Raw genomic sequence first — 21,926 nt, forward strand, 5'->3', positions numbered from 1 at the left:
AACGATGAATAACGAGATTCGCATTGCCGATTTGCTAAAAGCTGAAACGATTCTTTTCCCTCTGTCTGCTTCCTCCAAGGAAGCGGTCTTAGATGAGTTGATTGAAAAATTGGACGAAGCTGGACGGCTCAACAGCAAGGAAGAAATGAAGCAGGCTATTCTCGCCCGCGAGGCACAAGGCTCCACCGGAATTGGAGAAGGAATCGCCATCCCGCATGCCAAGACAGCAGCGGTCAAAACTCCTAGCATTGCGTACGGTTTTTCCAAAGAGGGTGTTGATTTTGACTCGTTGGATAACCAAAAAGCACATCTTTTCTTCATGATTGCGGCTACTGAGAACGCCAACCAGGCCCATCTCGAAACATTGGCATTGCTTTCTCAGATGCTCATGGATGAAGCATTTCGTCAGGAGCTGACGCGCGCAGAAACCAAGGAACAGGTTCTCGAGATTATCACGCGCAAAGAAAAAGAAATCCAGGGCGAAAATGAAAGCGTTGTAGAGAGCAAGGAGCTGGAAGAGCAACAGGAAAGACAAGAGACCTCAAAGAAACAGCCGATAAAAGTAGTTGCGGTAACCGCTTGCCCGACCGGGATCGCCCATACGTACATGGCCGCCGATGCGCTGAAGAAAAAAGCAGCAGAGCTGGGGATTGCCATCAAGGTAGAGACGAACGGTTCCGGGGGTGTGAAAAACAAGCTTTCTTTGCAGGATATTGAGGAAGCGACAGCGGTGATTGTAGCTGCTGACAAGCAAGTGGAGATGGAACGCTTTGCTGGCAAGATCGTGATTGAAGTGCCGGTTGCGGAAGGGATACGCAATACCGAAGAACTGCTTCAGCGCGCAGTAGAGCAAAAGGGAAGCATCTACCGCGGAGGCGGGACCAGCTATCAGGACGATATCCAAGAAGCAAAGGCGGAGAAAAAAGCGAAGCAGCCTGCTTTTTACAAGCACCTGATGAACGGTGTATCCAACATGCTCCCGTTTGTCGTGGGTGGCGGGATTATCATCGCGCTAAGCTTTATGTTTGGGATCAAGGCGTTTGATCCAAACGATCCGTCCTTCCATCCGCTGGCTAAAGTCCTGATGGATATTGGTGGAGGAACTGCATTTAAGCTGATGATCCCGGTATTGGCCGGGTTTATCGCCAAGAGCATCGCTGACCGCCCGGGTTTTGCTCCCGGTATGGTAGGAGGCTTGTTGGCGGCTACTTCCGGCTCGGGGTTCCTCGGAGGAATCATTGCAGGGTTCCTGGCCGGATATATTGTGGTCGGATTGAAAAAAGTGTTGGCTGGACTACCGGAATCGTTAGAAGGTATCAAGCCGATGCTGTTGTATCCGCTGCTTGGGATTTTGCTTACAGGCTTTGTCATGGTGTACGTAGTATCTGACCCGATCGCTGCCGCCAATACGGCGCTGAGTGACTGGCTGAAAAACATGGGCACTGGTAACGCCGTCATCCTTGGTGTGATTTTGGGTGCAATGATGGCCTTTGACATGGGTGGCCCTGTCAACAAAGCAGCATTTACGTTTGGGATTGCGATGATTGCTGATGGAAACTATACCCCTCACGCAGCCATTATGGCGGCAGGGATGACTCCACCGCTCGGAATCGCTTTGGCGACGACGTTGTTCAAGAAGAAATTTACCACGGAAGAGCGGCAGGCGGGTAAAACCGCTTACGTCCTGGGAGCATCCTTCATTACGGAGGGGGCGATCCCGTTTGCGGCGGCTGATCCGACACGCGTCATTCCTTCGCTCGTAGTTGGCTCTGCCGTAGCTGGCGGGTTATCGATGCTGTTTGGGTGCACATTGCCAGCCCCTCATGGCGGAATATTCGTTTTGCCGGTAATCGGCAACTGGCCGCTTTACCTTGTTTCCATTCTTGCCGGAACAATGGTTACGGCACTCATGCTAAAAGTTCTGAAAAAAGATGCGGTAGAGTAAAAGGAGCTGGAACCAGATGTTAACCAAAACTTTCACCATTCAAAATCCGACTGGACTGCATGCCCGTCCGGCAACGTTATTTGTACAAAAGGCTACTTCGTTTCCTTGTGAGGTAAACGTGATCAAGGGCACGAAAAAGATCAATGGCAAAAGCATCATGGGCTTGATGACACTGGGTGCGAAGATGGGGGAGCAAATCACCCTTGAAATCACTGGAGAACAGGCAGAGCAAGCAATGGAGGAGCTTGGCCAATTGCTTATGTCAGTTCACGGGTAACATGACAGGAAGCCCCCTCTGGACACCAGGGGGTGCGGCTTCGATAAGGAGCGATTGTAATGCTGCAAAAAGGGATCGCTGCAGCTCCCGGAATCGTGATTGGACGAGCTGTTGTACAAAAGGAAGAGATGGTTCGGTATGAACGACGCATTCTTGACCAAGATGAGGTGGCCGCAGAACTTGCGCGATTTCGGGAAAGTGTGAGAGCGGCAGATCTGGAGCTCGAGCAAGTCAAAAAGAAGGTCCGCCACGAGATGGGCGAAGAAGAAGCGAGAATCTTTGAAGCCCACCAGCTTTTTTTGCAGGACCCGGAGTTTATTGGTGCCATTGAGGAGAAGCTGGAACGCGAAAGAGTGAATGCGGAAGCAGCTCTGGAGGAGGTTCGTGACAGCTTTGTCGCCATTTTTGAAAGCATGGACGACGAGTATATGCGGGAGCGGGCGGCGGATTTGCGCGATGTCAGCCAGCGTCTGCTGAAGAATCTGCTCGGCATACACGATCAGTTACAAGCGGATTTCACTGAGCCGGTGGTGCTGGTTGTACATGATCTGACGCCATCTGATACGGCACAGTTGGACAGGGAAAAAGTAAAAGGATTTGCAACGAATATAGGCGGCCGCACGTCTCACTCCGCCATCATGGCACGCACCATGGAAATCCCGGCGGTGGTAGGCATGTCGGACATTACAGAGCAGCTGCAAACCGGGGATCTGGTCATCGTCGACGGCCTTGAGGGCGAGGTACACATTCGACCGGACGAAGCTGTCGTCGCAGCCTATGAAGCCAAGCAGCAGGCCTACTGGAAACAAAAAGAGGACTGGGCTCGTCTGGTTCATGAAGAAAGTGTTACCGCCGATGGGCACCGTGTGGAATTGGCAGCCAACATCGGGAATCCGCAGGACGCCGTGCAGGCCGTTGAAAACGGCGCCGAGGGGATCGGACTGTTTCGTACTGAATTTCTCTATATGGGGCGGGAGCAGTTCCCCACGGAAGAAGAGCAGTTTGCGGCTTACAAAGCAGTAGCAGAAACCATGGGCAAGGATCGACCAGTTGTCATTCGAACATTGGACATCGGCGGGGACAAGGAGCTTTCCTACCTCGATCTGCCGAAAGAATTGAATCCGTTTCTAGGCTATCGAGCCATCCGGCTTTGCCTGGACCGCGTGGAACTGTTTAAGACGCAGTTACGCGCCTTGCTCCGGGCAAGTGTATACGGAAACATCAAGATCATGTATCCAATGATCGCCACTATAGCCGAGCTGCGTCGAGCGAACCAGATCCTGGACGAAGTGAAGGCAGAGCTGCGCAATCAAAGCATTTTGTTTAACGATCATTTGGAAGTAGGAATCATGATCGAGGTGCCAGCTGCCGCGATGATCGCAGACCAGCTCGCCAAGGAAGCCGATTTCTTCAGCATCGGGACCAATGATTTGATTCAGTATGTGATGGCAGCGGACAGGATGAACGAGCAGGTCGCCTACTTGTACGATCCGTACCATCCCGCCATTTTACGGCTGGTGAATCAGGTAATCAAGGCGGCCCATCAGGAAGGCAAATGGGTCGGCATGTGCGGAGAAATGGCCGGGGAGGAATTGGCGATCCCGATTCTACTCGGGCTGGGACTGGATGAATTCAGCATGAGTGCCACTTCCGTTCTCCGGGCCCGGGATTTACTGAGAAAGCTGGATTACAAGTCGCTACAGGAAACAGCTCAACACGTCCTCACCCTGGAGAGCGGCGAAGAGATCAGAGCCTTTATCAAAAAGGAAATTTTGAACAAGCTGTAATGGCCGGTATAGTTGGCAAAATGATAAGGCTCCGCCATGATGTGTGGCGGAGCCTTCATTCATCCATCTAAAAACGTTAAACCAACACTACTCTACTACCGCCTCTAATGTCACATCCACCTTCACAGTCCGCGTAACCGACTCATCTTCCTTGGAAGTAATCGTCACATACAGCGTAATGGTCTCTTCACCTTCGGCAGGCAGCTCCTTCAAAATCCCCTCATCGTCGATAAACGTCTCATCAGAGCTCTTCGTCACCTGATAAGTCACATCATCGCTTTCTTCCGGCAGGGAAAGCACTGGTTGATCGAGCTCTGTGGTGTTCGCAACCTCAAATTCAAATTGCTCCTCGGCTTCTTCCACTATCTTGGACAAGACTGCGTTTTTATCAGATGTCTTAATCATGAAGGATTTCCAAGCCTCGTATTCTTTTACAATCTGTTCACCCTTCGGCTTGTTTTGGTCAACGACTCGACCGACGAGCTTCAGCTTGTATTTGCCTGGATCAAGCTTTTTCGCTACTTGGGTACCATCGTAGTAAGTACCATCAAGATTAGAGAAGGTGATAGGGCCTGGCGCAATCAGCGCGTAATTGTTGAATACAGATGCGAGCGTACCGACGTATTTATCGTCCATGTCCCATGCCTCAACGGAGATCTGGTTCACGTCTTTGGCTTGCAGCTCGGCTTCGAGTGTGAACGAATCCTCATTGCCATCACCATCAGGCGTGATTGTCGTATCGGACAGCTTCAGGTTGTCGAAACCAAAGTTAGTATCCTCACGCTTGTCTCCCACGTGTACAGCAAACGGCAGGCGCAGGTCAGGGTTGCCTTTCGCTGTCAGCAGGACTTCTCCTTCATACACGCCGTCTTTTGCATCGGAGTCAACGGACAGGTTGAGCTCAAATGTGGTCGCATCGCCTTTTTTAGCGGAGATGGAATCATCGGAGATTTCCACATCGATGTCATCGACATCTGGCGTTTTGGAGCCTGGCTTGTACGGATCTGTCGTGACGGATGGATGCATGATCACTTTTGCATCGTAAGAAACTTCCTTTTTGGACAGGTTTTTCAGCTGGAGCGTTTTCGTGACGGTATTGCTGCCAGCCTTCAGCAAGCCAAAGGAAACGTTATCCGCATAGTACGGAATGGTTTTCGGCTCAAAATCTTCGCCCAAAATGGTGAGCTGCTCTACCGTTGTCAGAACAGCAGGTGTTTTCGATGCGGCGTAGCCGTTTACGCGGCCAGCACCTTGGGAGTATACATCGTACAGTGTGCCGTCTGGGCTATACAGAGGCTTGGAGGTGTTCGCGAGTGCTGCCTTGATATCGGCAGGTGTCCAGTCCGGATGTGCCTGTTTCAACAGCAGGGCAAGACCGGAAACGTGCGGAGCCGCCATGCTTGTACCGTTTAGACGGGCGTATGCCTTGTCGTACTTGGCGTCAGGGATCAGCTTGCTCCAAGATGGATAGCTGGACAGAACAGCTACACCTGGCGCAGCCAGATTCGGCTTGATGCTGTAATCGTCGCCCATGATCGGGCCGCGTGAGCTAAATCCGGCGATGCGGTCGCCCGGATCATTTGTGCTTGGGTAGTTTCCTGAGAACGTAAACGTCAGTGTTTTCGCTTTTTCAGGGTCAGCCAGCAGCTCTTTTGCCAGTGTCCGGCCTTCCAGACCTTTCATGTCAAAGGTAGGGATCGCTTCGATTTGGTCACCCAGGATCGTGTTGACATAGCCCTCGCGATCACGTATATCCAGGTCAGCCACGCCATCCCCGTCGGCGTCGTTACCGTTAAAGACCACGATAGCGACAGCGCCAGCTTTTCGGGCATTTTCGATTTTTTCCGTGAAGCCGAGAGTACCACGGGAAACGAGAGCGACTTTGCCTTTTACATTTGCCTTTTCAAAATCGCTGCGCGAGCCAAGGTTGGCATAGACGACTGGCAGTGGCTTGGTTCCGATGATAGAGGCGAAGTTATCCTTTCTCACCTGCCACGCCATCACAGGGAATTCGTAATTGGCTCCAAAGGACGAGGTTGCGGAGCCGTCATATTGCACGGTAGGAGAGTCTACCGCTGCAACTGTGATCGGCAGCCTCGCGCCAGAAGGGGAGCCAGCCGTGTAGAAATGTCTGCCGCGCTCATCGTCGGCTGAATTTCCACCCGATACAACCGTAATCACACCAGACAGCACTGCGTTATTCACAGCGATGGCATCTGGGGAGTCAGAGTTCTTCTCCATAGCGGAGCCAAGCGACAGGTTAATGACATCCATGCCATCTTTCACCGCTTTTTCGATACCGTCGATGACCTGAGCGGAGCTACCGCCTCCCCGGCCCAATACGCGGTAGACGTAGAGGTCTGCACCGTAGGCTACCCCTTTTACCTGCACGTCCGAGGTCTTGTTTTTGGCGCGTCCTACGATGGTACCGGAGACGTGAGTTCCATGGCTGGAGCCTTCATATCCTTTTCCATCCCGGTCATCCTCCACAGGGATTGGTGCTTCTTCATAAGGGTCTTTATCATTGTCGAAGGAGTCATATCCGCCTTTATAAGCATCCTTGAGATCAGGGTGCTTGTAATCGACACCGGTATCAATGACGCCGACCTTCAATCCTTTCCCTGTCAGACCTGCTTTCCACATATCGAGAACACCGATTTGTTGGAGAGGGGCCTGATCCCATTTAGTGGACGATGCTTTCTCGCTGACGGCATCAATTTCGGGAAGCTCATAATACGTATTTTGATAAATGCGTTTCACCTGTGGCAGTTCAGCCAGCTCTTCCAACTCGTCGGCTGACACCGTTACTTCCATCCCGTTGAATACATGCTCAAACTTGCGCTTTACCTTCAGTTTGACCTTGTTGTCTTTTGCCTCGTCGAGGAAGGAGGCCTGCTCGTCCTCTACTTTCGCTCGCAATGATCTAACGGAAGATTCTGAACCTTCACTATGTTTAGCTGTGATCGAAGGTTCACTTTGCAGCTCAATAATGACACTGACGTTTTTGCTGGAACTGGTGTTCAGCAGGGGGGAGATTTTCGAGATTTCGGAGCCAAGCTCTACTTCCGCGTTGGTATACTCGTTTACTTTTTCCCAATCCCGTTCGCTAAACTCCGCAGCTGCCAAGGCATTGTAAGGAAGGCCACTCAGTATGAGTGTTGCTGCAAGCGTAAGAGAAGCGAGAGTACGCATCTTCTTCATCAGACCACTCTCCTTAAAAAATATGTATAAGACGATTTGCATAAGTATTTCTCTTCTCGTAAAATTACTCCTTTTATTGGGAAAAAACTTTTTATCGAGCAGATTCGTCAAAAATAGACAAAGTTGACTGTATTTTCAATCGAATAAAAGGGAATCAAGTAAATATTTGTTGTTTCTTGCCATTTTATTTTCTATATTTTTCATAAGACATAGGGCAGGAGAGGGTAATGGATGATCAAGTTGAAAGATATCGGGAGTTTCGAAGAGCTGCCAGAAATCGCGATGCATATTTATCAAGGAAATGTTCCGGCTTTGCAAGATGCGATTATGGCTGGCTGGGATATAGAAAAGGGCATCGTGCTTAGCAAATATACGACGCTAAGCCCATTGGATCTGGCGATTTTATCAGAGAAGCTAGAAGTTGTTAAGCTGCTGGTAGAGCATGGCGTTAATCTGAATGTCAAAAATAATCCAGCTTTTTTGATGGCCGTACGTTATGGCAAGGAAGAGCTCGTTCGTTATGTGGTAGCGCAAGGCGCCAAGCTGGATATGGTCAATCAGGTGCGCTCAAACGCTTATTCGGAGGCCTACTACGGCAACAAAAAGAACATCCCGCTCATTCAAGAGCTGGGACTGGATATAAGACTGCATGGCGGCGATGTATTGCGTAAAGCCGTGTCGGATCATGATCTTACGACCACGGCCTATTTTCTCGATCATGGAGTGGACATCAATTATAACAAACCGAATATGGTGTATCCGTACCAAGCGACCCCATTAACAGTTGCCACGCGCATGGGGAATGCCGCCATGGTCAAGTATTTGGTTGAACGTGGTGCGGACGTTATGGTTGCGGAAAAGGGTGGAGAGCGGCCTTATACCATCGCGGTCAGCAATAAAGATACGGAGTTGGCTGCGTATTTGAAATCGCTGGAACCTGCCGAGCTGCATGATGTGGAGAACAAAAAGTACGAGCTGCAAAAATTTAAACTGACCGAAGAACTGATTGGCTTCCTTACCGGAGAAGAGCTGCGTCTTGAGCTGGCGGAAAATGAGTATGACATCGCGTATATCGACTTTTTCACATTGACCGATACGATTGAAATGAAAATCGGACGGCAAAAGCTGCTGCGTTTGTCTGCCGAAATCGACAACTACTCCCACCTGCATCTCGTGTGGAATCCGAAGAAAAAAGGGAGCATCGGCTGCTATGATGAGGAGCATAAGGAGTATGCAGACTTGTGTAGCTTTACGGAGTTCCTTGAGCAGCCGGAGGTGTATCTGATCAAGTTTATGGAAGGCGAGCTAGATTCGATGTAAAAGGGAAAAATCACACGGGCCCTCGATCATTCGGGGGCTTGACAGTAAATTTTATCCAATGATAAGATCGTGAGCAAGAAACGAAAGGAGGAGGATTCCAACATGTTCGCATACGTAACCAAGCATGAAACAAAGCCATGTAGCGATAAAATCCAACTCCATAGGTATGCCTTTTACGCAATTGCGCTGTTTAAGGGTGAGCCAACTCCGTTTCCTATAGACTGCGGATAACGCCCTTTTGATAATCCAATAGCTCCAAGCGTAGAGGCTGCGATTCCATGCTGCATTTTTCATCCAGGAAGGAAGAAATGAGCATGAAAGCGGCTTTTTCTATTGAAAAACAAAGAACATACGTTCCTATAAGACGAATAAAGGTGGTCTTCTATTGAGCAACACTCCGATTAAATATTTCATCAATCCGGAAGTAAAAGTAGAAAACAATGCGGTTGAGGAGCTTCATCGACTTTTAGAGGTAAATGAAACCATTGCAACACTGCAAAAGCATTCACCCGATTATTTTGACGATCCCGATTCCGGGGTTTTGGAGGTAGCCATTACTCCCGACTTTCACAAAGGAAGCGGCATTCCTGTAGGCACGACGCTGTTTACGCGTGGTTTTGTGCTGCCGCAAGCGATTGGCAACGATATTAACTGCGGAATGCGCCTATATGCCACAGATTTGTGCGAAGAACAGATTCGCATGCATTTGGATGCGATTGAACGAAATGTGCGCCATGTTTTTTTCGAAGGGGGCCGCAATATTCCCATGACGCGGCATATGCGCGAAAAAATGTTCAAGGAAGGCCTGATCGGTGTACTGGACAGCCACAAGGAAGCGAATGGCGAGGGAATTTGGCGTTATTACAACGAAAAGCAGCAGGAGCTGGATTTGAACCATGTCAATAAAATGGGGTCCTTTATCGCGGAATCGACGATTGGCCTCGATGATTTTCTTGGCCCTGCCGAGCTTTCCCGGGATGCACAAATCGGCTCCCTTGGCGGTGGCAATCATTTTTTTGAGATTCAGGTGGTCAAAAAAGTGCACCAGGGCTCTATCGCCAGTCAGTGGGGGCTAAAGGAAGGGCAAGTCGTCCTCATGATTCATACCGGCTCTGTTTCCATTGGTTATAACAGCGGTGCATGGATCAAAGAAATGCTGAAAAAGATGTACCCGACTTCCTTGAAGCATCCGGATAACGGCATGTATCCGCTGCCACTTTCGGAGCGTTTCGAACCACAGTGGAAAATGTTTTGGAGTCTCCTGCACAATGCGGCGAACTTTGCATTTGCCAATCGATTGATGCTGGGGCTGATGATGTACAAATCGATTTCCGATGTGTTGGGCGATTTTGAACACAAGCTGTTGTACGATGCGCCTCATAATTATTTGTGGGAGGAACAGCTCGAGCAGGTGGGTGGATTTTTGCATCGAAAAGGGTCGTGTACGGCAAAATCGGCCGAGCAAATGATGGGCACGCCGTTTCAGTATACGGGCGAACCTGTGTTTATCCCTGGTTCCATGGGCTCGCACAGCTTTATTTTGGCAGGGCTCGGCAATCGGGATAGCCTGTTTAGCGCAAGCCATGGAGCAGGTCGAGCGCTTTCTCGCGGCGATGCTGTGAAAGTGGACGATGACCGATTTCGCGAGTTTCTTGCCAACTTCCGCGTGATCAATCCGATTGACCCGAAGCGGGCGGATTTGCGTGGACGGAGCGATATTTTGAAGAAATGGGAAGAAGAGCTGAAAAAAGAGGCGCCGTATGCCTATAAAGATATTACTCCGGTGATTCAGTCGCATGTGGATCATGGGATGGCTGAGATTGTGGCTGAGGTGGCGCCGATTGCTACGGTGAAAGGCTAGATAAGAACCTCCGAGCATTCGGAGGCTTTTCTTCTTGTTAGGAATAAAAAAGAGACCGTTCAGAATTAAACGGTCTCTCCTAGTTCTTCACCACGAAGACATGCGTTTGCCCCATTTTGGCTACAAGATGTAGCTCGTCGATAAAGGTAACGCTCCTATTTTTTGCCTCGAGAACATAGTTCCTAGAAGGCTTGTCGGTCATTTCACGATATCCTGCAACGTCTTATCGATATGGGCAAAACGAAACTGGTACCCTTCACGCTCCAGCCTTTCCGGAATGACCCAGCGGCTTTTCAGCACCAGCTCTGTTTCCGTTCCGATCATCATGGCCCCCATTTCCAGCATCCATTTGGGAGAAGGCAGTCCGAAGCTCCGATTCATCACGTTGCGAAAATGCTGCATGAATTCACGGTTTGTGACGGGATGGGGAGAAGAACAATTGAATACGCCGCTTAGGTCCGTTCGCTCTTTCAAAAAGAGAATGATCTGGAAGATATCTTCAACATGAATCCAGCTAAAACGCTGGTTCCCAGACCCTTGTACACCCCCGAGTCCAAAGCGAACGAGATTTTTGTATGGATCGATAACCCCGCCGTTTTCCCCCAGCACGATCGCCATACGTAAGGCTACTTGTCTCGTATGCGGCAAATCAAAGGAAAAGAAGGCAGCTTCCCATTGCTTGGCGACATCAACGGAAAAGCCTGTCCCAATCTCCCCGCTCTCTTCCGTCATGGGACGATCCTCCGCATGCCTATAAATGGTGGCTGTGCTGGAATTGAGCCAGAGCGAAGGCGGGTTTTTGCAAGCCAAAACAGCATTGCCAAGTATGTGAGTGGTCTCTGTCCGGGATTTCAGGATTTCAGCCTTGTTCTTCTCATGATAACGACAGTTGACGGATTTACCCGCCAGGTTGATGAGCAGCTCGGAATCTTCCAAAGCTTCCACGATTTTTGCGTGATTGTCCCATGTTATATGAGGGGAAGTTCTTGCGATGATCGTTACTTCGTAGCCAAGTTGATTGAATTTGTCTGCCAGATACTTGCCGATAAAGCCAGTGCCTCCAGCCAGAATGACTTTCTTTTTCATAAGATCAACTCGCTTCCTACGGTTTCGAATTTCTTACAATAATTGTAACATTGTTTTCTCTTGGTTACTCGAAATGGGAGAAGTCCTCATGGAAATTCACTTTCAAAATGGAGCTGTGCTTAGAAACAAAGTAGCGTGTAAATTCCCACTCATTTTCGCGCAGGTAATCCAGCGATGTCTGTGCAGTCATAAATTGATAGCCGGCGATATATCCCGTAAAAAACTCGCCCCAATTGTTATAGGCTTGTTGTGTTTGTCGGACTGCTTGTAGCTGAAACTGTCTCGCTTCTTCTTTGCTGATATAGCCGTAGTCCCCTTTCCCACGACTTAAAAAGGAAGCCCAGGTATAATCATAGGCGGCGATCCCTTCCGCCGGGAGCCTGCGCATATAAAATTGAACAACCTTCGCCTTGGCGATGCGTTCCTGATCTGATTCCAAGGAGTCGATATATTCCTTTCGCCCTGATTCCGACAAGGCAGTCATGAAATGGTGAAGCCGGGCAAACTCTTTGCGCTCCCCTTCTTGCAGCATCCACGTCAATCTAGCTCTCTGGCTTGCTGCGTCCTTCATGCCCCATTTGGTGTAGTTATCCTTTACATCGATTAAACGAGTGCCTGATCCGATTGTAATGGCTGCATGCATGCTGTAAGTAAATAAAGTAAATTGCTTTTCCTTCTTACTGGTAAAGATGAACATGTGCGAAAGTTCACTCCTTGTTTTTCAGAATCGAGTGAGGAGGTATATCTTGTACAGGGAACGAAAGAAGACGCGATACAAGAGCAGCAGAATGATCCCATAGAAAACAGCAGAAAACGGTGGCCACGAGAGCTTATGCTGCTTCGCATCGATCAGATGATCTGTTACGAGATATTTGGCATCGTATGTAGACGTAAGGCCTGGCTGCTGTAGAATCTCCTCTGCGTCATCCAGTACTTTTTTTGGCATTTCTTGTATGTTTCCAAGCTCGATCTCAAGCGTTTTGGTTTCATTCATCTTTACCGCTTGTTCTGCTGTAGCCAAGAGTATGACCGGTGCCCCGTCCAAGTGGCCAATGTACACCCAGGCTGAGGGGGCAATATTAGGGCCTTTTTTGGCGACCGACATGTACGATTCATACGTAATGGTGCTGTTTCCGTCTGCATCCGTTTGTTGATACTGAAAAATCCCGAGAGGATGAGCATCCGTTATCTTGGTAGTGATGAATTGGTTGGGCTCCATTCGGTCGAATTCGTATGCAGATGTGATGTGGATAGGTCCATTCACAACATGCTTAACGTAGGAGATGGGTCCCAATCCCGTATGATCCTCAAACGCCTCTGAGAAAAGAAAATGGAAAAGCACGATGAGAGCAAGGATCACCGTTGTAAAGATTACTTGAAAACGAAGAGCTTGCTTCGTTTGCGTGTGCAAGCCTTTTCGTTCTCCCAGCTCAGCAATCAGCGGTTGCAAGGCCAGCTCCCGATCTTTTGCTGGCAGAGTCTTCGCCTGCTTCACCATGTCTGCACGAAGCTGCGTGAGCATGATTAGCGCCTGATAATCTTCTGGATTAGCTGCCAATAACTGCTGAAAGGTGGCTTTGGCCAAAGCGGCGTCACCCAGCTCCAATTGACATTTTCCAAGCAGGCTGAGTGCTTCTGCGTGACTTGGGACCTGAGATAGAATGTATTCACATTCATTCCGAGCCTCGGTGAAGTGCTGATGATTGTACCAGATATAGGCCCGGGCCACGTAGTTGTCGATAGCGTCAGGCTGAAGGCTGATGATGCGGGAAAAAGCGTCAATCGCGCCATCCATGTCGCCGATGCGCTGGCAATACTCCCCCAGCAGTCGAAGCAAATCGGGATCATCGGCAAATAAAGCAATAGCCGCGTGGAGTGAACGGTCGGCCAGCTCCAATTGATTTTCTTTCAATGCTTGATAAGCTGCATCGCGATAAGACAAAAACAAATCACGATCGATATCGGTTGCTTGGAGCAAAGTGTCAAAACGCAATCCGGGCTCGTCTAGCTGTTTTCGATAATAAGTACAAAATTCTTCTGAGTGGTCGTCCATATAGTAAGGTTTTTCAATGAGTTCTCGCCAATGAAAGCATTCCTCCAGCTTCACCCACACGCTTTTTGGCAAATGATGATGCACTTCTAAAAAATCAAACAGGCGCTCACGTACGAGTCGGCTCTGTTGGATATCCCAAACCAGGTCAGAATGGAGCAGCCTCGTCCAGTTTTCGGGATTGATTCTGGAGGGAAAGTCGTCGTACAAAGCTTGTACCTGCTCTATAAAAGCGTCGATTGAGTCCAACTGATCATCACTGTCAAGTTGCTCGTGAACGTCGTCTATGTGCAACACGCGCTGAACAGTCAGCGTGGGAACCTCTTTGTCTACTTCCTCTTCCTCTGGTGTAGAAGGATCGACCGGAATTGGCTCCATCCGCAGTTTTCCCTGGCCCTGCTTCGCCATTTTAATAGCAAGATCGTATGCTTCTCGCAGTTGTTGGTAGCCCTCCGGATCATCTTCCGGGTGATGCAGCTTTAGCTTTTTCGCATAGGCTTTTTTAATCGTCGAAATATCTTCGGTAGGATCAATGTCCAGTATCCTCCAAATATTCACAAGTCGTCACGCCACCTTTTTAAGTGTGATTCATCTGTTGTTTCATGATTATAATCCACTGAGGATAATTTTAACTATCATGGAAAAATAAAAAGGACGCAGACCTTCTTTCCTTGTGAGAAGAAGATCGGCGCCTTGGAAGCTTTCGCTCAGCAGGTCGTGTCAACAACAGAGCTGCATTGTATTTGGTATCTTTAATTTGAGATAACTGTCATTGAAGACGACGATTTTCATAGGCTTTTTGTTACGATTTGGTTGTATGCTTTTTCACTTCAGGCAAGATTTTCGTTGCGATCAGTTCAATGTTTTTCGCAATTTTATCAAAAGGCACGCCGCCAAAATCGATTTGCGCCATGAAGCGTTGTTGTCCGTACATTTCGTATTGGTAAAGCATTTTTTCGATGATGACGTCAGGGCTGCCAATCATTAATGCATCACGATAATCGACAGACTGTGCAAACTGTTGCTTCGGATAGCCACCGCCACGCAATGCGATAAACCCACCATTTAGATGCGGATAGAACTCGCGAAGCGCATCCGAAGTTTTGTCGGCTGTATAAAACAAACTCGTTGTCGCTACCGGCAGAGTCGCTGGGTCAAAACCATTTTGCTTCGCAGCCTCCCGGTAAGCATCGACGGAACCTTTGAAGTTGATGGCTGGACCTCCGAGTGTGGTCAGCATCATAGGCACGCCAGCTTGGCCGGCTTTAATCGCGCTGGCAGGTGGCCCACCTACTGCACGCCAGATGGGAAGACGTCCTTGTAAAGGCTGCGGCAGGATCGTAGCGTTTTGTAGCGGTGCACGGAACTGCCCTTCCCAGGTCACGCGATCCTCGTTATTTAGCTTGAGAAGAAGGTCCATCTTCTCTTCAAACAATTCCTCATAGTCGCGCACATCGTAGCCGAGGAGGCTATATGCTCCTACTCGGGAACCGCGTCCGGCAACAATTTCTGCCCGGCCATTGGAGATCAGATCCAAGGTAGCGAAATCCTCATACACGCGGACCGGATCGGATGTACTCAATACAGTGGCGGAGCTAGCGATTTTAATGTTTTTCGTAGCTTGTGCGATCGCTCCCAGAATGACGGTATGTGCTTGTGTCGTAAAATACGTCTGGTGGCTTTCGCCGACAGCGAATACATCAAGCCCTGCTTCATCTGCCAGCTTACTTGCCTCAATTAATTCCTTGATGCGCTGTTCAGGAGAAATCTTGGAGCCGGTGTGTGGATTCGGGACATGGTCGCCAATCGAATACAAGCCGAATTCAAGTCCCTTTTTGGCGTCGATACGATATTGTTCCATGTTGATTCACTCCTTTTAGTCTATAGGTGTCAATTTCGCTTCAATTTCTGCACGGCGTTCTTCGAGGAATGGAGGTAAGTCCAAAGCTTTTCCGAGCTCCTCGACGGTGGAATCTACTATGAAGCCAGGACCGTCTGTTGCGATTTCGAACAAAATGCCGTTTGACTCACGGAAATACAAGCTTTTGAAGTAGAATCGATCCACGATCCCTGTTGAGCGGAAACCGCGTTTTCGTACGGCGTCATCCCAGTATTGCAGCTCTTCATCGTTTTTCACGCGAATTGCCAAGTGATGAACACTTCCTCGACCCGGTTTTTCAGGGGCCCCCTCTTCTTGCTTGATGACAATTTCACCGAAAGATTTTCCTGGAACGGATTGATAAATGGCTTCATGTTCCGAGCGCGATACTTCGGTATAACCGAATGTGTCTGTCAACAGACTGGCTAATTTGTCCAAGGAGCGGACGGTAATCTCGACCGTGCCGATTCCCAAGATGCGATGCTTTTCTTCGATCACGGATTCGTCCCATGGAGCCCAATTCGCTGGAACTCCTTCGCCATTGTTATTGATCAGGATCAGTCGCAGCCCTTCCGGGTCTTCAAAATGCAAGGCATCACGGCCTGCGTACTTGGTAATGTCGCCATGGTGAACATTCAGTTGCTCAAAGCGCTTTTTCCAAAAGGTCAAGCTCTCCAGTGACGGAACGAGCAGTCCGATTCGAGTGATCGCGTTCGTGCCGCGCACGGTTTTTCCTACCATCGGCATTTCAAAAAACGACAACTCTGTTCCGGCGCTGCCTGTCAAATCTCCGTAAAACAGGTGATACATCGACGGGTCGTCCTGGTTGACAGTTTTCTTCACTCTGCGCAGTCCCAATACGTTTTGGTAAAAGTGATTATTCGATGGAGCATGCTTGGTTAACATAGATACATGATGATGGCCTGGAATGGTGTACATGGAAGTTTCCTCCTTGTTTAACTTGACTAATCAAGTGATTGTTCAAAAAAAATTACACAGGCGGTAATTCTTTTTTTTGGCTATTCTTATGAACACGTGTCATCAAGGCGTAAAGTGTTTTTTGTTCTTCTTCACTTAGTACCTCATCGAAGAATGACGACTGAAACGCTAGTTGTTCAGGAAAGGCTTGTTCCAGAACAGCTTGCCCTTTTTCGGTAAGGCTGATCGTTTTTGTTTTCCAATCCTGCTTGCGTACAATGTAGCCCTCTTTTTCAAGTCTGACGAGCATCCGAGAAATACCACCCTGTGTAACGGTTACCTTCTCAGCTAACTCCGACTGGGTGAGAGGCTGGTAGACGCTAATTTGCATCAGGACATCGAATTGTGCTGTTGTTAAGTCGAAGCGTTTGAGAAACTCATTTGATAGCTGGTTGCTTTGGGTGGTAAACCGCATCAAGCGTAGCCAGATTAATGAGCCTATGGTGTTATTACGCATGTTAGTTTGCCTCCCTTCGCTGAGCTTATTATCACTTTACTACTCAAGTAATAAAAAGGCAAGCGTTTCGTTTGTTTGAAGAAAAGAGATAAAAAGAAGGCTGTTATCCAGGAAAGGACGACAGCCTTGTTTTCTAGCTTGGACGAAAGTGTAGATTAAACCGTCTTTTTCAACGCTTCAATCAATGTCTTCAGATGAGGCAGATTCCGGTTTTTCACCTGGTAGGCCAGATACAAATCGTTATGAACCGTGTAGGACGGGTACATGATCTTTACTTTGTTTCTGGACAAATGGTCATCCAGCATGAACGTGGGCAACAGGCTGATGCCAGCGCCATGCTCGATTGCCATCAGCACACTGTGCAAATCCGGTTGTGAGCGCTTTTGGAAATGCTCGCGCCAAAAACGGCGGATGATCGGCAAATCCAATTCATAGCTGATCCATGGCTGAGAGCATAACTGCGCTTCATCATGACCAGTAGGCTCATAACCGGGGCTGATCCACGGGCTACTGAATGAGCGAACTGCATTTCTTCCGATGTGGGTGTATATACTTCATGGAGCTCTTTTGAAGTAGGGTTTCTTTTAAATCGCGGGTAGGCAGTACGTTCAATAGATGCCATGTGTTCCTCTCCTCATAGGATCTATCTGATTTTCATATTCCTTTACACGTCGATAAAAGGTATTGGATTTTAGGTTAAGGCGCTTCATACATTCGGTGGCTGTGATTGAACCGGACTTCCATTCCCCATACAACTGAATGAACTCTGCATTAATCTCGTGCTTACGTCGTCCGAATTTCACTCCGTTATTTTTGGCAACTTCTATTCCTTCCGCCTGCCGTTGCTTATTTTTTTTTCGTTCCTGTTCAGCTACGTAGGAAAGAAGGCTTAAAAATTGATCCTCCATTAACTTTCTGTTATTTTCTTCCATTCTCTATTGATACCATCATAATCCCGTCCTAATCGGGCGATAAGCTGTCATATGACAGTAAAAACGCATCATGGTGACATAATGGCATCTTGGCAGTATGACAATTACTTTGCAATACTCGGGGAGACAAATCGCTTCGCAACGAATGAATGAATAATACGATTCTTTAATCAAAAGGAGAAACGAAATGAACAAAATTTCTATGCTCACTGTATCGACAATGATTACCGCGACTCTATTACTGCCATTACAAGGAACTGGTTTTGCAAAGCAGGCGGATCCCCTCGTTACTACTTACAGTCAAGGTTCGCAGACCAAAGCCAAGCAACTTATCGATGAAGCTGCTAACCATCCAAATATACCGGGCATAATTGTAGCTTCCTCAAACAAAGGATCAAAATGGGCATATGCTTCCGGTGAAGCAAGCATTTACGGTACTGATCCGGTTAAGACGAACTTTACTTTCCGGATCGGTAGTCTAACAAAGACGTTTACTGCAATGGTCGTTCTTCAGCTTGTTGATGAACAAAAACTGAGCCTGGATGACACGATAGAAAAATGGCTGCCTGATGTTGTTAAGGGTACTGAATATGAAGGGGATCATATCACGATTCGGCAACTATTAAACCAAACAAGCGGTATTCCTGACTATTCAGAACACAAGGATATTCTCGATAAATTACTCCCAAACCCGTTACATTCCTTTACTGCTGACGAATTAGTTCGTACTGGACTGAACATGAAGGCGACCTCTAAGCCTGGAGAGAAATGGGTTTATTCCAATACGAATACGGTACTGGCAGGGATGATTATTAAGAAGGCTACTGGAGAAACATACGGGGAACATATTAGGAAACGTTTCATAGCTCCCCTTAACCTAACGAGCACTTATGTACCCGACGACTACTCGTTTATTCCAGGTGAACATGCACGAGGATACTTCGTACTCGACGGTCAATTCATAGACAGAACCGAAATGAATCCCTCTTGGGCAGATGCTGCGGGATCTATGATCTCCACAGCGGATGATATGAATACATTCTTCAGTGCTATACTTAGTGGCAAGCTATTAAAACCAGCTACTTTAGATCAGATGTTAACTGGGGTTGAAACTCCAGTAGGTGAATACGGCTTGGGGATCCTTGGAACAAAGCTGACGAATGGTATTACGATTTGGGGGCATGGCGGCAACTGTCCAGGATTCGCAACGTTCACAGGTGGAACTCGCGGCGGGGATTATGTACAAACCCTTAATATCAATGCGATGCCTTCTGAAATTAATACGTTGACTCTTTCCAAAAGCATTGCCGAGCAACTCATTGGCTCTTCATCACATTAAGAACACCAGCAAGCTGGCACTGGAAATTTCCTATTCCGGTGCCAGCTTGCTGCCATCTCGGAGCCCAAACATCCAAACATATGCGAAGTTTAGTTACACCCCATATGCTCTCATTTGTAAACCGCCGACATGTAACTGCCCAGAAGATCGATGCAGCCATACGTGACATTCTGAATCAATAAACATTCCGCAGCCACTTGAAGGAGCAATGTCAGTACCTATTTAATTGATGGGGTCATATATTGGTATCTTTTACCATTCTATGACCCGTTTTTACACGTATCTCGGCTGTCCCCCTATATTGCCTCCTGTATTTTTTGATTGGGATACAGTTGCTATTCTAAGGTCGAGTTATCGATAAAACAAATTATGTTTTAATAGCATATACATAAATAAATTTATCGATATAATTGAAAAGGAAAAAGGCTTATTGCTCTTGGAGTTCCCAAGGCAAAAGCCTTCTTAACTTAACGACTAAATTCCTTTTCGAACATGGCTTGGTTAGTGACGACAGGTTCTGGACCGACCGCATTGATGTTCGTCACCAAAATATCCTTCCCGCCTAAGGTACCACCCGCTAACGTTTCAAACCCATGAATGCCGCCTCCATGAACCCAATAGGTCTTTCCGTTCGGCAGTGTCACCCCAAAAATCCCCAATCCATATTTGCCAAAAGGCGATTCCACACCTGTTGTCATCTGCTTCATCATCTCGTCATTTAATAATTTCCCACCCAAAAGCGCACTAAAAAAGGTGGTCAAATCTTTCCCTGTCGAAATCATTTCACCCGCAGCATTCGCGAATGAAGGATTATACTCTGTGAAATCAAACAGTTTCCCTGCCCGATTCATGCTATAGCCTGTGGCATGCTGGCCCGGGATTTTTGGATTACTACCACTAAAGGATGTATTTGTCATCTGAAGCGGGTCGAGGATCCGTTTCTTCATCTGCACATCGTACGTTTCTCCTGTCACCTTCTGAATAACAAGACCAGCTAACACGGTGTTTGTATTCGAATAGTCCCAGCCTGCCCCTGGTTGAAATACTGGCGGCTTAGCCAGTCCCATTCGTACAAGGTCATCTACGGTATATTGAGGGAATGAGGTAGCGTACCGCATTTCTGTACTCGTATAGCTTGCAATCCCGCTCGTTTGGTTCAATAACATACGAATCGTGATTTTGTTGCCGTCATACCCATTGCCCTTTACCACACCTGGGAGCCATTTTTCTACCGAGTCTTCCAGATTCAGCTTTTTCTCCTGAGCCAACTGTAAGACAAGGGTAGCAACAAACGCCTTTGTGACACTGCCAATACGGAAAGTAAAGTCTGGTTCCATCGGATTTTTATGATCGAGGTTGGCTACACCCGCTGCATAAGACCAGTATTCTCCGTTTCTTAACCCAGCGGCAATTATTCCAGGGACTCCCTCGACTTTTGCTTTCTGATCAATGAAGTCCTTCATTTCTTCCCCATGTTTTTGAGCTGCTTGATCCGGGGTGGATGGTTGCTTGGCTTGTCCCGAGAATTCAGTCATCTGGATGTTCTCCATATGAGAAACAGTATCTCCTAATGCATTGATACTCATCGCGATCACGTGCTTGCCGTCTTTTGTTCCACCTGCGAAGTTGGTGAATCCAGGAATGCCGCCTTGATGCCCCCATATGGTAGTGCCATCCGGCAATGTTACTTCCTGAATACCGAGTCCGAATTTCCCGTATGGATTAGAAACAGTGGTTAACATTTCTTTCTGCATCTCAGGTGTTAACAATTTTCCGCCCAATAAAGCGCTAAAGAACGTTGTTAAATCTTTCGTAGTCGAGATCATAGCCCCTGCTGCGTCTGCAAACGAAGGGTTAAGGTCAGTTATATCCATTAATGTACCGGCATTGTTAAAGTATCCATTCGGACTGTTTTTCGGAATGGATCGAGAGTTTTCCGGGAAAAACGTTTCTGTTAGTTGAAGCGGCTCAATCACTCGTTTCTTGATTTGTTCGGCAACCGTTTCTCCTGTGACCTTTTGGATAACGAGTTTCATCAGCACTGTATTCGTATTCGAATAGCCACCTGTGGTCGGTGTTTGCTTTAATGCGCGAGAAATGAGTTGTTCAGCTGTAAACGTTTGAGTGGAGTTCTGGATTATACTTTCCTTGAGTTCATCATCTAAGTAGTCTGCCACTCCACTCGAATGATTTAATAACTGACGAATCGTAATTTTGTTACCATCATATCCGTTTCCTTGGACGACACCTGGCAGCCATTTTTCCAACGAGTCATCGAGGCTTAGCTTCTTTTCCTCAGCTAGTTGCAGGGTCACTACACCGACGAACGATTTCGTTATACTCCCGATTCGAAATGAAAAATCGGCTTCCATCGGTTTCTTACTTTCTATATTCGCTTCGCCGGAAGCATACGACCAGAAATCATTTCCCTTCTTTACTGCAAAGAGGATACCTGGAATGTTTTCGCTGGCAGCAGCTTTATCAATCGCTTCTTTTATTTTGGCATGATCCGTTTTCTTTTGTTGCGTGATTGCTTGGTCCACACTTGCTTCCGCACAACCGTAAGTAGGAAGTATTAGCGTTCCTATCAATAATGCAGATAACGTAAGGGACGCTCCTTTTTGCATAGGGAATGGTTTCATTTCTCATCGCTCCTGTAAGTTGATTTGTGTTGGTCTTTACACATCCACCTTATTCTCAGGGCTGTAAAATCACATAGTGACAATACCGTTCTATCTATATATGACATCGTGCTAACCGTTCATATTTGTGGCATGATAAAATGTCATAGGAGCTATATGACACGGCTCATTC

General features: G+C 47.8%; 16 protein-coding genes. 6 read left to right on the forward strand and 10 right to left on the reverse strand.

Annotation, left to right across the window (positions count from 1 at the left end; genetic code table 11):
* Positions 1-4 precede the first annotated feature (4 nt).
* The 3 genes from M3630_RS16815 to ptsP are packed head-to-tail and all read left to right on the forward strand — an operon-like array spanning position 5 to position 4,009.
* Complete coding sequence (locus tag M3630_RS16815) at positions 5-1,945, forward strand: PTS fructose transporter subunit IIABC (protein ID WP_237899702.1); 1,941 nt, start codon at positions 5-7, stop codon at positions 1,943-1,945.
* A 16-nt stretch (positions 1,946-1,961) separates the two neighbouring features.
* Entirely contained in the window at positions 1,962-2,222 is a 261-nt protein-coding gene (locus M3630_RS16820; protein ID WP_173611688.1) for an HPr family phosphocarrier protein, read from the forward strand.
* Positions 2,223-2,281: 59 nt separating this feature from the next.
* On the forward strand, positions 2,282-4,009 hold the full coding sequence (gene ptsP / locus M3630_RS16825; RefSeq protein WP_251252812.1) for a phosphoenolpyruvate--protein phosphotransferase: 1,728 nt from the start codon (positions 2,282-2,284) through the stop codon (positions 4,007-4,009).
* An 87-nt stretch (positions 4,010-4,096) separates the two neighbouring features.
* Here the strand turns inward: ptsP and M3630_RS16830 are convergent, their stop codons facing one another.
* Positions 4,097-7,210 (reverse strand): S8 family serine peptidase, encoded by a 3,114-nt coding sequence (locus M3630_RS16830; RefSeq protein ID WP_285861014.1) that lies wholly within the window; start codon positions 7,208-7,210, stop codon positions 4,097-4,099.
* A gap of 231 nt (positions 7,211-7,441) precedes the next feature.
* Here M3630_RS16830 and M3630_RS16840 point away from each other — a divergent pair, with 231 nt between their 5' ends.
* Both M3630_RS16840 and M3630_RS16845 read left to right on the forward strand, forming a co-directional pair.
* Positions 7,442-8,530 carry an ankyrin repeat domain-containing protein gene (locus M3630_RS16840; protein WP_251252813.1) on the forward strand — a complete coding sequence of 363 codons (1,089 nt, stop codon included), beginning with the start codon at positions 7,442-7,444 and terminating at the stop codon, positions 8,528-8,530.
* 385 nt (positions 8,531-8,915) lie between these two features.
* Positions 8,916-10,391, forward strand: a complete 1,476-nt coding sequence (locus M3630_RS16845) for an RtcB family protein (protein WP_251252814.1) — start codon at positions 8,916-8,918, stop codon at positions 10,389-10,391.
* Between the two features lie 198 nt (positions 10,392-10,589).
* On the opposite strand, the gene M3630_RS16850 is transcribed toward M3630_RS16845, so the two are convergent.
* The 8 genes from M3630_RS16850 to M3630_RS16890 form a co-directional block, all read right to left on the reverse strand.
* Positions 10,590-11,477, reverse strand: coding sequence for a TIGR01777 family oxidoreductase (locus tag M3630_RS16850; protein WP_251252815.1), 888 nt, complete (start codon positions 11,475-11,477; stop codon positions 10,590-10,592).
* A gap of 64 nt (positions 11,478-11,541) precedes the next feature.
* On the reverse strand, positions 11,542-12,174 hold the full coding sequence (locus tag M3630_RS16855; RefSeq protein WP_251252816.1) for a DUF1266 domain-containing protein: 633 nt from the start codon (positions 12,172-12,174) through the stop codon (positions 11,542-11,544).
* A 24-nt stretch (positions 12,175-12,198) separates the two neighbouring features.
* On the reverse strand, positions 12,199-14,085 hold the full coding sequence (locus tag M3630_RS16860) for a tetratricopeptide repeat protein (protein WP_251252817.1): 1,887 nt from the start codon (positions 14,083-14,085) through the stop codon (positions 12,199-12,201).
* Positions 14,086-14,329: 244 nt separating this feature from the next.
* Complete coding sequence (locus tag M3630_RS16865) at positions 14,330-15,388, reverse strand: LLM class flavin-dependent oxidoreductase (RefSeq protein ID WP_251252818.1); 1,059 nt, start codon at positions 15,386-15,388, stop codon at positions 14,330-14,332.
* A 15-nt stretch (positions 15,389-15,403) separates the two neighbouring features.
* Positions 15,404-16,345, reverse strand: a complete 942-nt coding sequence (locus M3630_RS16870; RefSeq protein WP_251252819.1) for a ring-cleaving dioxygenase — start codon at positions 16,343-16,345, stop codon at positions 15,404-15,406.
* Between the two features lie 52 nt (positions 16,346-16,397).
* The gene (locus M3630_RS16875; RefSeq protein ID WP_173611701.1) at positions 16,398-16,841 is read right to left on the reverse strand and encodes a MarR family winged helix-turn-helix transcriptional regulator; all 444 of its coding nucleotides are present in this window, start codon (positions 16,839-16,841) and stop codon (positions 16,398-16,400) included.
* Between the two features lie 155 nt (positions 16,842-16,996).
* Entirely contained in the window at positions 16,997-17,269 is a 273-nt protein-coding gene (locus M3630_RS16880; RefSeq protein WP_251252820.1) for a LysR substrate-binding domain-containing protein, read from the reverse strand.
* A gap of 180 nt (positions 17,270-17,449) precedes the next feature.
* A complete protein-coding gene (locus M3630_RS16890) occupies positions 17,450-17,773 on the reverse strand; it encodes a DNA recombinase (RefSeq protein WP_251252821.1) in 324 nt (107 codons plus the stop codon).
* A gap of 187 nt (positions 17,774-17,960) precedes the next feature.
* On the opposite strand from M3630_RS16890, the gene M3630_RS16895 reads away from it, so the two are divergent.
* Positions 17,961-19,112 (forward strand): serine hydrolase domain-containing protein, encoded by a 1,152-nt coding sequence (locus M3630_RS16895; protein ID WP_221868682.1) that lies wholly within the window; start codon positions 17,961-17,963, stop codon positions 19,110-19,112.
* Between the two features lie 467 nt (positions 19,113-19,579).
* Here M3630_RS16895 and M3630_RS16900 read toward each other — a convergent pair whose 3' ends face one another.
* Complete coding sequence (locus M3630_RS16900) at positions 19,580-21,754, reverse strand: serine hydrolase domain-containing protein (RefSeq protein ID WP_251252822.1); 2,175 nt, start codon at positions 21,752-21,754, stop codon at positions 19,580-19,582.
* Positions 21,755-21,926 lie beyond the last annotated feature (172 nt).

The sequence above is a fragment of the Brevibacillus sp. MER 51 genome (assembly GCF_023714195.1).
GTDB lineage: Bacteria > Bacillota > Bacilli > Brevibacillales > Brevibacillaceae > Brevibacillus.